The sequence below is a fragment of the uncultured Draconibacterium sp. genome (assembly GCF_913063105.1).
Lineage (GTDB): Bacteria > Bacteroidota > Bacteroidia > Bacteroidales > Prolixibacteraceae > Draconibacterium.
In genome coordinates, this window is sequence record NZ_CAJXYQ010000001.1 from 446,500 (window position 1) to 456,494 (window position 9,995).

At 40.6% G+C, this 9,995-nt stretch carries 7 protein-coding genes; 5 read left to right on the top strand and 2 right to left on the bottom strand.

Annotated elements, in window-relative coordinates; all coding sequences use genetic code 11:
* Positions 1 to 26 precede the first annotated feature (26 nt).
* Complete coding sequence (locus QZ574_RS01630; RefSeq protein WP_297086087.1) at positions 27 to 1,394, top strand: DUF92 domain-containing protein; 1,368 nt, start codon at positions 27 to 29, stop codon at positions 1,392 to 1,394.
* 82 nt (positions 1,395 to 1,476) lie between these two features.
* Here QZ574_RS01630 and QZ574_RS01635 read toward each other — a convergent pair whose 3' ends face one another.
* The gene (locus QZ574_RS01635) at positions 1,477 to 2,409 is read right to left on the bottom strand and encodes a prenyltransferase (RefSeq protein ID WP_297086088.1); all 933 of its coding nucleotides are present in this window, start codon (positions 2,407 to 2,409) and stop codon (positions 1,477 to 1,479) included.
* A gap of 496 nt (positions 2,410 to 2,905) precedes the next feature.
* Here QZ574_RS01635 and QZ574_RS01640 point away from each other — a divergent pair, with 496 nt between their 5' ends.
* The 4 genes from QZ574_RS01640 to QZ574_RS01655 all read left to right on the top strand — a co-directional run bounded on the left by QZ574_RS01640 (position 2,906) and on the right by QZ574_RS01655 (position 8,569).
* A complete protein-coding gene (locus tag QZ574_RS01640) occupies positions 2,906 to 3,640 on the top strand; it encodes an NAD(P)-binding oxidoreductase (protein ID WP_297086090.1) in 735 nt (244 codons plus the stop codon).
* A gap of 457 nt (positions 3,641 to 4,097) precedes the next feature.
* Positions 4,098 to 4,391: a hypothetical protein gene (locus tag QZ574_RS01645; protein WP_297086092.1), complete on the top strand. Its 294-nt coding sequence runs from the start codon at positions 4,098 to 4,100 to the stop codon at positions 4,389 to 4,391.
* Between the two features lie 65 nt (positions 4,392 to 4,456).
* Entirely contained in the window at positions 4,457 to 7,597 is a 3,141-nt protein-coding gene (locus tag QZ574_RS01650) for a DEAD/DEAH box helicase (RefSeq protein WP_297086093.1), read from the top strand.
* 9 nt (positions 7,598 to 7,606) lie between these two features.
* On the top strand, positions 7,607 to 8,569 hold the full coding sequence (locus QZ574_RS01655) for an HNH endonuclease (protein ID WP_297086094.1): 963 nt from the start codon (positions 7,607 to 7,609) through the stop codon (positions 8,567 to 8,569).
* 502 nt (positions 8,570 to 9,071) lie between these two features.
* On the opposite strand, the gene QZ574_RS01660 is transcribed toward QZ574_RS01655, so the two are convergent.
* Complete coding sequence (locus tag QZ574_RS01660; RefSeq protein WP_297086096.1) at positions 9,072 to 9,428, bottom strand: hypothetical protein; 357 nt, start codon at positions 9,426 to 9,428, stop codon at positions 9,072 to 9,074.
* Positions 9,429 to 9,995 lie beyond the last annotated feature (567 nt).

Consider the following 9,995-nt stretch of genomic DNA (forward strand, 5'->3'; position numbering starts at 1 on the left):
GCTAACAACAGCATAAAACAAAAACATTGGAAGCCGAAGTAAATGAAATAAATAACACCACCTATCCCTCAGACAGGACATTGGCTTTAACGGTCAGAAAACTGGTGCACCTGGTAACCGGACTGCTTCTTTTGCTTCTAAGCTACTTTATTGAACGCGATGTTTTGCTGGTACTGATCATTGCCGGTTCCATCATTGCGTTTGTCACCTTTCGTTTTAAAAGCTGGCAACTTGTTCATAAAACCGAAAGTAAGAGCCTCGGTACCCTGTTTTATCCGCTGGGGATCCTCCTCTCGTTTTTACTTTTGCTTGATTTGCCCCTGTATTATTTTCAAACCGCACTTATGGTGTTAACGCTTTCCGATCCGTTGGCCAACCTAAGCGGAAAAATCAATACCGGGAACATCACATTCCGACCAGGAAGCGATAAAAAAAGCCTCTTCGGATTCATGGCTTACTCCCTCTCTAATTTGATAGTGTTGGCGGTTTTTCTGCCGCAGGCACTGTTTGCCGATGTGTTTTTTGTGCTTGCTGTATTGTTGCTTGCGGCCTGTTTTGAGCTTGTTTCGTGGCGCGGTTCCGATAATTTGTCGATTCCCGTCGGACTGGCGCTCTTCTTTATTTTTCAGCACACCCAGCAGCCCGATTTCCTATTTGTTTGCGGGGTACTGATGGTTGTAATTGCAGGTACTTACCTGCTGAATAAATTAAAACTGCTCACCCGCAGCGGAAGCCTGGCAGCCGGAGCACTGGGCTTTTATTTAGCGCTTGTTGCCGGATGGAACTGGTTGTTGCCGGTGGTGTTTTTCTTTGTGAGTTCGGTGGTGTTTACCCGAATAAATCCAATGCGCAGCATGAAGAAAAAACCATCGGGCAGACGAAATAGTTGGCAGGTACTGGCCAATATTTTATGGGCACTCCTGAGTTCAATGTTGTTCCTTGCTACAACCAATGAGCGGTTTATTTTCTTTTTTATTGCCAGTGTTGCAGCCGTTACAGCCGACACATGGGCAAGCGAGGCCGGTCCGCTTTTTAATAAACAAAGTTTTTCGGTAGCCGACTGGAAAATGTACCGGGCAGGAACAACAGGCGGTATTTCTTTTGGCGGAACATTGGCAGCACTGGCAGGGGCTTTCCTCGTTTCCGCCGGAGCGTATTATTTGTTTTTTCACACCTGGAACCCAACAGACATCGGAATACTTACCCTGGCGGCATTTCTGGCCTGTATTGCCGATACCTTTTTAGGGGCTTTTGTTGAGGAGAAACTCCGGCAATCCGCGTTTTTCAGAAAGCAGCAAAAACAGGATTCATTTGCGCCCAACGATTTGGTTAACCTGGCCGGATCGTTTACAGCCTGGGTGTTTTACCTTGTGCTGTATGTTCTTGTATCGTAAATGTGTTAAAAGAAGCAGCTTAACATTTTACCGTATACGTATGATAAAAACAGACTTTGTTATCCTTCCATTCCGTACTGCATCAATTCAGAAAGTTATAGAGTACAAACCCAATAATCATTGTCACCGAAAAAACAAGGTGGATCAACACCGTTAATTTGGCACCGGCTTTTAGCTGATCCGGATCAGCGTGGTGTTTCCAGATGATTCCCGCAGCTTTGGGAAACAGCAAAATATACGGAAGCAACGACAGTAGCAGGGGCCATGTATTGCCCGGATATTGCGTAAACAGCAAAAGGATATTTATAGCCAGCGCCAGCTGCACCACAACATACAAAACCGATGTAAACCGAGTTCCCCTGCGCGAGGCAACACCGTGTTTTCCTCCTTTCCGGTCAGCCTCCAGGTCAATCATTTGTCCCACCAGTAAAATTGATGAAGTGCTGAGACCGGTGGTGGGCAGCAACCAGGGCAGCTGCGAATGAAAGACCATGTTCTGACTTACTGCCGCTATAAGAATCGCCATGGGGCCAAAAGCCAGCCACACCGACACCTCACCCCAGCCGCGGTAAGCAAGTTTGGCAGGCGGTGCCGTATAATATTTGCTAAAAAATGCCGAAACAAGAAACAGCACCCACAGCAGTACTCGCAATTCCTTATTGATCAGAAAAGTGAGAGCAATGGTTCCCCCAAAAGCAACAACCAGGCCGGTGCGTGCCAAAAAATACATCTTCCCCATCAGCTCCGGATGGTCGAGCAATACGCCCGAACCACCACTCGATTCGTTGCGGTGTTCATTCACTTTGTCGGTGCCCTGCAGCGTATCGTAAATATCGTTATACACATTGGTGGCCACGTGCAAACCCACCCCAATAAGCAATACAACAATAAAATTCAACACATCAAAACTTTCTTTTACGCCGGCACTCCACAAAGTTCCAATTACAATGGGGGCAATAATACTACTCAGAAATGGCGCACGAATCATTTTTAAAATACCGGGATTATCGTTCATGTTTTTTGTTTTAGGTTCGCTAAAGTTACGTTCAATGTGCTGTAAATTACAAAGAAAATTGGCAAATGCCGAAGATTCAATGCTTGTCATTGCAAGCCACCTGGATTTCTCTTACTACCCCTCGTTTGCAACAAGGGGCAGAGCGGTGGGGTATAGCTACACCACCTCCCCACTGATTGCGTTGCACTCCATCAGCGTTACTCCTCCTGGCAGGAGGAGAAATGTTTGAATTCCAATTCAATTTCCGGGATACCAAATGAAGCCTGCAGCACGAACATTTCCCCTCCATAAAATCAGATATTCCATATTGTTTCCCCCATTAGGGGGAAATGTCAGGGTAAGGCACTGGCGCTGGCCGACAAAGGGGGCCAGGAGGGGGTACCGCAATACCAAAGCAACCTTCCCATACCCCCCTTTCGTCGATCAGCTGCTCGTGTAGGTCGTATTTATTTGTCGATCCAACTCAAAATGTTCTACCTTACAAAGCAAAGAAGAAATGATGAACATTTTAATAGTTGGGGCAAGCGGAGCAACAGGCCGCTTGCTGGTAAAAGATTTATTGGATCGCGGAGAAAAAGTAACAGCCGTTGTGCGGTCAACAGAAAAACTGAACACGCTACTGCACGCTACGAACCTTAAAGTAGTTGAAGCCCCGGTGCTGGAGCTTAGCGATAACACAATGGCCGAATTGGTTCGCGACTGCGATGCTGTAGTTTCATGTCTGGGGCACAACATGAGCTTTAAAGGTATGTACGGAAAGCCGCGCCGCCTGGTAACAGATGCAACTCGCCGGTTGTGTGCAGCCATCGGGGTGAATAAACCACAAAAACCGGTGAAGTTTATATTGATGAATACCTCCGGCAACCAGAACCGCGATCTGAACGAGCCCCTTGTTTCGGCTGAAAAAATCGCGATTGCTCTGCTACAAATACTGGTGCCTCCTTTTACCGATAATATAGAGGCAGCAGAATACCTCCGCACGCAAATCGGGCAGCACCATTCCTTAATTGAATGGGCAGCAGTACGCCCCGACAGCCTGATCGATGAGGACAGTGTGAGCCCCTACGAGATTCATCCTTCGCCCATACGAAGTGCTGTTTTAAATCCCGGAAAAGTAAGCCGCATAAACGTAGCCCGCTTTATGGCCGAACTAATATGCAACAACGACACCTGGAAACGCTGGAAAGGACAAATGCCGCTTATCTACAACCGCGAAACAGCAGAAAAGTAGCCCGGTTTTTCGTTTGCCTTTTTCATCGCTACCGCGCGAATCCTTTCGCGTGGTTTAACCTTACTACCCCTCGTTTGCAACGAGGGGGGCAGGCGTTCAGTCGAGTGTATCGACAAATAGGAATCATGGAAAATAACTGTTTCCAACTCTTTAGGACGGCGTTAAAAACGACAAAAAGTTCACCCCTCCATACAAACAAGGGGCAGAGAAGAGTCGGATAGTTCTGTTTAAGGGATATTTCTGTAAACATTTGATGCCGCAGGCATCTGTCTTCCGGCTTTCTTCCTAACTTTAATCCTTAATCGATCATCCTTAATCTTTTAAAATGGATGTACACAACAAAATAACCCGCTCGTATAATATGAGTTGCATTAAGGGGGAGGATATCTGGCCCAAGGTGGCCATTGTTACTCATAGTCCGTTGACTTAAATGATAATCACCGATATCTTTACTTCTATGAAAATTTATGTATCAATCGAATTCGTAGAAGAGGAAATAGAAAGTTTCGATTTACCCGAATTTTATCTCAACGAAGCTCTTACGCCATGGGACAAAATTGAAATTCATCCTATTGTTGAAATTGAAAGTGGTGTTTGCGAGATAATTTATGAAGAGAAAGAGTCCTTTTGGGGTGTCTATTTGCACCAAATTGAAGGTGGTTTAAAATGTGTGGCTGATGTGAAAAGTAAAATCGAGGCAGATATGCTGGCTGAACTTATTTTTAGATGCTCAAATTCTAGGGTTCATTAGTTTTAAAAATATTTTTGATTTGAACATAATCGATTAAATTTGGATAATTAATTTGAAAAAACACCATGACTAGTCTTGGCCTCTACGAACAACTCATAAACAAGCTGATTGATTCCAAATTGAATGAGCTTGATAAAAATGAATTTCACATTAAAGAGACAAAAGTTGATAAGAGTGAAGCATCCAAAGTTTTATCACATTATTTAATTGAAAGAATACAGTTTGCTTTGAGTTTAATTTCAGGAGATGATAGTATTGAGAAGCAAATTGAAATTTCAAATAAGATTATCAGGCTTCTAAGAACAGAGCTTAATAATGAAGAATTTGATAATGATTTGATTTTAACAGAAGCAAAAATTCTTACGGCAATTTTCTCAAAAATTGATCCGCGTTTCTCGAACTTTGATAAATATCTAAAAGAAATTACACCTTACACTAGGCTTTCTCAAAGCGAATTATTTACTGGAAATAATGCAGGTGTTTCACTTGAAAGTGAAATTAAGAAGGAAATACTTTCTTCTGATAGAGTAAGTTTCCTTGTTTCGTTTATAAAGTGGACAGGTATAAGGATATTTGAAAAAGAACTCCTTGAATTTACCGAAAGAGGCGGAGAATTAAAGATAATAACGACCTCGTACATGGGAGCTACCGACTTAAAAGCAGTTGAGTTTTTATCGGGATTAAAAAATACAGAAATAAAGGTTTCGTATAATACGGATAATGAGCGTTTGCATGCAAAAGCATATTTGTTTTATCGAAATACAGGATTTCATACAGGTTACATCGGTTCTTCTAATATATCGCGTTCTGCATTAACAAACGGGTTAGAATGGAACATGAAAGTTACCACAAAAGAAGTAGGTCATATCATTGATAAATTCCAAAAGACATTTGACACTTACTGGCAAGACAAAGAGTTTGAATCTTTTGATAATTCTGGGCATAAAGAGAAGTTAAGAGTAGCTTTGAGAAGAGAAAGAAGAGGAACGAATAATAGCATTTCTGCCCATTTTGATATAAAGCCATTCCCGTATCAAGAAGAAATTTTAGAAAAGCTTGAAGCTGAACGATTGGTGCATAATCGTTTTAAAAACCTAGTGGTAGCAGCAACCGGAACTGGTAAAACAGTTATTTCAGCTTTTGATTACAAGAAATTTAAGCGACAGAATTCAAATTCAAAATTATTATTTGTAGCTCACCGGAAAGAGATACTTCAGCAAGCACAAGCAACATTTCAAGGAGTTTTAAGAGATAATAATTTTGGGGAATTATGGGTTGATGGCCTTGAACCAGAAAAATATGATTTTCTATTTGCTTCCGTCCAAACATTGAATAACAGAATGGACTCCCTTCAACTTTCATCAAATTATTACGATTATATAATAATTGATGAAGTTCATCATATCGCAGCATCCAGCTATCGTTCTATTCTTAAACACTTCAATCCTAAAATTCTTTTAGGATTAACAGCAACTCCAGAAAGAATGGACAATGAAGATATCTTAAAAGATTTTTCAGATGTTATTGCTGCGGAAATTAGATTACCACAAGCTTTAAATCGTAAATTACTTTGCCCTTTTCAGTATTTTGGAATTACTGATAGTATTGATTTGTCAAATGTTTCGTGGCAAAATGGGAGATATTTGCCAAGTGAATTAACAAAGCTATATACTCAAAATGATAAACGAGTTGGAGAAATACTTTCAAATCTTGAAAAATACATAACTGATATAAACGATGTAAGGGCGCTTGGGTTCTGTGTAACTCAGGCACATGCACAGTATATGGCCGAAAAATTTACTTTAGCCGGTCTGAAAGCCGATTACTTAGTTAGTTCAAGAAATGCGGATCGGGAAGAATTAAGAATAAAATTACTGGAAAAGAAAATCAATTATTTATTTGTAGTAGATATATTTAATGAAGGCGTAGATATCCCGGAAATTGATACTGTGTTATTTTTACGCCCGACAGAAAGCTTAACTGTTTTTCTTCAGCAGTTAGGAAGAGGTTTACGCTTAGCTGATAATAAAGATTGTTTAACTGTTCTTGATTTTGTTGGCAACTCGAGGCCAGAATATGATTATGAAGGAAAATTCAGAGCTTTGGTAGGGAAAACTAATACTTCCATAAAAAAAGAAATTGGAGACGATTTCCCTCATTTACCTCTTGGTTGCTCAATCGTTTTGGAAAAACAAGCGAAAGACTTTATCCTCCAAAATATTATTAATGCGACTTCAATTAATAGAAATAAGCTACTTGCAAAAATCCGTAATTATCAGCATCAAACTTCTTTACCATTAACTCTTAAGAATTTTACAAACCTGTACCATATTCCCTTACAATTAATCTACAAAAGAGACAATTGGAAAAGGTTGTGCGCAGAAGCAGGCCAGATCGAAAATTATTCTGATGAAAATGAAAAAGAAATTTGTAGAGCAATTAACAAAAAATGGCTTTCATGTAACTCAAACTCTTACTTTCAATTTATTTTGACTTTGGCGAAAAAAGGATTCAAAGTTGATTTGAATGCTCTTAATGAAGAACAAAAGTTGATGTGTTTGATGTTGCATTATGATGTTTGGCAGACTGCTGGTGGTTTTTCTTCATTAGAGGAAAGCATCCGAGCAATAGGAAAGAATGAAGTATTAGTCGAAGAAATTATTGAGATTATAGAATTATTAATTGACAAAATCGATTTCTTAGAAAGTGATATCAAACTTCCATATTCGCAACCATTAAAACTTCATAGCCGATATACCCGTGAACAGATTCTGACAGCGTTCGGACATAGTACATTTGAAAAAAAATCAACTAATCGAGAGGGAAATGCTGATAACAAGAAATTGAATACTGATGTTTTATTCATTGACTTAATTAAGTCAGAAAAAGACTTTTCTCCATCGACATTATATGAAGATTATGCCATTAGTGAAACACTTTTTCATTGGCAGTCTCAAAATGCTTCAAGACCAGATAGGGGAAAAGGATTAGGCTATATTCGTCACCTTGAAACTGGGAAAATAATTTTATTGTTTGTCAGGGAAAGAAAGAACGATGAATTTGGAAATACAATGGGATATGTATTCTTAGGTGAAGGAAAAATAACTGAGTATTCAGGGGCAAAACCTATGAACATAAAATGGGCATTAGAAGAACCGATGCCTCCATATTTATGGAAACAATCGGCAAAAATGGCGGTAGGTTAATTATCAATTATGAGCAACATTCTCCAACATATCACCCACCTAAACCAAGGCGTAACCAAATACGGCAAGGCTCCCCATAAGCCAGTGCTTTTATTGGCGGTGATAGAGAGTTTTGAAAGTGGTGAGATTGTGGAGAATTGGATTGAGATTACCGATGCCTTGGTGCAGCGCTTTCTTGATATTTGGAATGTTGTGGTAAAAACACACCATACACCCACCTTTGCTTTGCCCTTTTTTCATCTTAAAAACGAAAAAGGTGAGTTTTGGAAACTTATTACCTATCCCGGAAAAGAGATTCCAACCACAAGAAGCAATTCAATAAAAAGTTTAAGGGCTCTTGATGCCACAGTTTTGGCAGCGCAGCTTTCAGAAGAACTGTATTTGGCATTCATTGATCCGATAAAACGCAGGGAAATAAAGGCTACATTGCTAAGTAAATACTTTGGTATAAAGCAGGTTTCGGAGTATGCGTCGGCAGAAGTTTATTCGGCAAAAGTGAAAGCACAAATGCTTTACGATCCTGAAAAAAACTATGCCCGAACAGTAAAACAAACCCTAAACCAACAACCTAAAGAAGTTCGTGATGAATTTGTGGCTGCCCGTAGTGCTGTTTTCCGTAAAGCCATTTTGGAAGTTTACGATAATCAGTGTGCAATAAGCGGGTTAAAAGTTGCCGATGCTAAAAATCGTTCATTGGTTGATGCCTGTCACATTACCCCATTTGCCGAAACTTATAACGATTCAATCCGAAACGGACTGGTACTTTCGCCAACTTTTCACCGTGCTTTTGATCGCGGTTTGATTGCAATTTCTGATAAGTACAAAATATTGGTGCATCCTACTATGAAAGATTTTAACCCGGAAACAGGTATCAAACAATTCAATAATAGAGATATCTTTCTCCCAACCAACAGCCAATTTCATCCTTCGGGAAAACTCCTTCGGGAGCACCGTTTAAAATTTGGATTTTAAGGCAAAAACATTTCCTATCCCTTTATCCACAAGCCTTTCAGCGATTTTCACGCTTTGGGTACAGGCCTTTTACCCAAGGGTAGAAGGACAATTACCAAGGGTATAATAGCTATTCCCTTGGGTAAAGGAGCAATTCCTTAGGTAATAGCTATGCTACCCAGGGGTAAAACCATTATTACCTGGGCTAGAACGATAATTCCCTAAAGGATAATAGCTATTCCCTGTGGGATAGAAGTAATTACTTAGGTAAAAACTATTATACCCAAGGGGAGCGGCCTTATTACCAAGGGTAAATGTTAAAAATCCGAAGTAAAAAACTGAAAAATACAAGAGGTAAGGAGAAATGAAAAGGGGATGGCGAGAAACGAGCATGTAAAATATGTAAACCCAGGGAGATGATAAAAATAGATGCGAGTTACACACTATACCGCTAAAAACAAACAATTTTAATAGTGTGAAAAACCGGAGCCGGCAAGCTCCTCCGGTTTTATCACGTAAGAGGTTAATCCTTTTCCGGATCTTTTTTTGTAGTTCGCCCGGTATTACGGAGTTTTTTTATCTCCAGTACCAGGTTGTGTTTCTTTCCCAACAGACCGGAGATTAGGTCTACCGTAGCTGAGCCATCGGTATACGCAGTGTCGAGCGTTTCGTTGGCCAGTTTGGTAGCATCTTTGGCTGCAGCTGCCGCTTCAATTTGTTTACCTTCCGCGTCGTCGGCAGTCGTTAATTCTGTTTGTAACTGTGTGATCTTTGCTGTAGGGTCGAAACCCTTGTCGGAAAGAAGGCTTGTATTCTGCTGCAGGATCACAATTAACTGCTGCACAAAATCACGCTTCTTACTCTCAGTTAAATTTGCCATATTTAAATGATTTAATAATTATGGAATAGTTATTAATTCGGGCCACCTGTTTGCTTGCCGGCGCAGGTGGCCTTTTTGGTATGCACGCCATTATACCTGGGCGTGTACATGTACCACAAACAGGCACATGTGAACAAATAGGGTCGATGTTAAAACGTTACGGTAAATTCAGAGGGTTCTGGGTTAACCGTGTTTTTGGTTTTTAACCACTATAAAATTATGGAAAATACATTTGGTTATCAATATGTTATGTAGCAGGGAAGGACGACCACCTCCCTCCCGACTTCAGGTTGTTTCATCGGGACAGGCTCCCTGACTCTTCCCCTTACTCTACCCCTCGTTTGCAACGAGGGGTCAGGCGTTCAGTCGATTGTATCGACAAATAAAAAATCATGGTAACTATCGGTTAACAACTGTTTAGGACGTCGTTACAAACGACAAAAAGTTAGCCCCTCGTTGCAAACGAGGGGCAGGTGAGGATAAGCCTGCAGCACGAACATTTCCCCTCCATAAAATCAGATATTCCATATTGTTTCCCCCATTTGGGGGAAATGTCAGGGTAAGGCA

Coding starts and splice junctions, on each gene's coding strand:
- QZ574_RS01635 (WP_297086088.1), bottom strand. CDS start 2,409: ATGAACGATAATCCCGGTATTTTAAAAATGATTCGTGCGCCATTTCTG.
- QZ574_RS01640 (WP_297086090.1), top strand. CDS start 2,906: ATGATGAACATTTTAATAGTTGGGGCAAGCGGAGCAACAGGCCGCTTG.
- QZ574_RS01645 (WP_297086092.1), top strand. CDS start 4,098: ATGAAAATTTATGTATCAATCGAATTCGTAGAAGAGGAAATAGAAAGT.
- QZ574_RS01650 (WP_297086093.1), top strand. CDS start 4,457: ATGACTAGTCTTGGCCTCTACGAACAACTCATAAACAAGCTGATTGAT.
- QZ574_RS01655 (WP_297086094.1), top strand. CDS start 7,607: ATGAGCAACATTCTCCAACATATCACCCACCTAAACCAAGGCGTAACC.
- QZ574_RS01660 (WP_297086096.1), bottom strand. CDS start 9,428: ATGGCAAATTTAACTGAGAGTAAGAAGCGTGATTTTGTGCAGCAGTTA.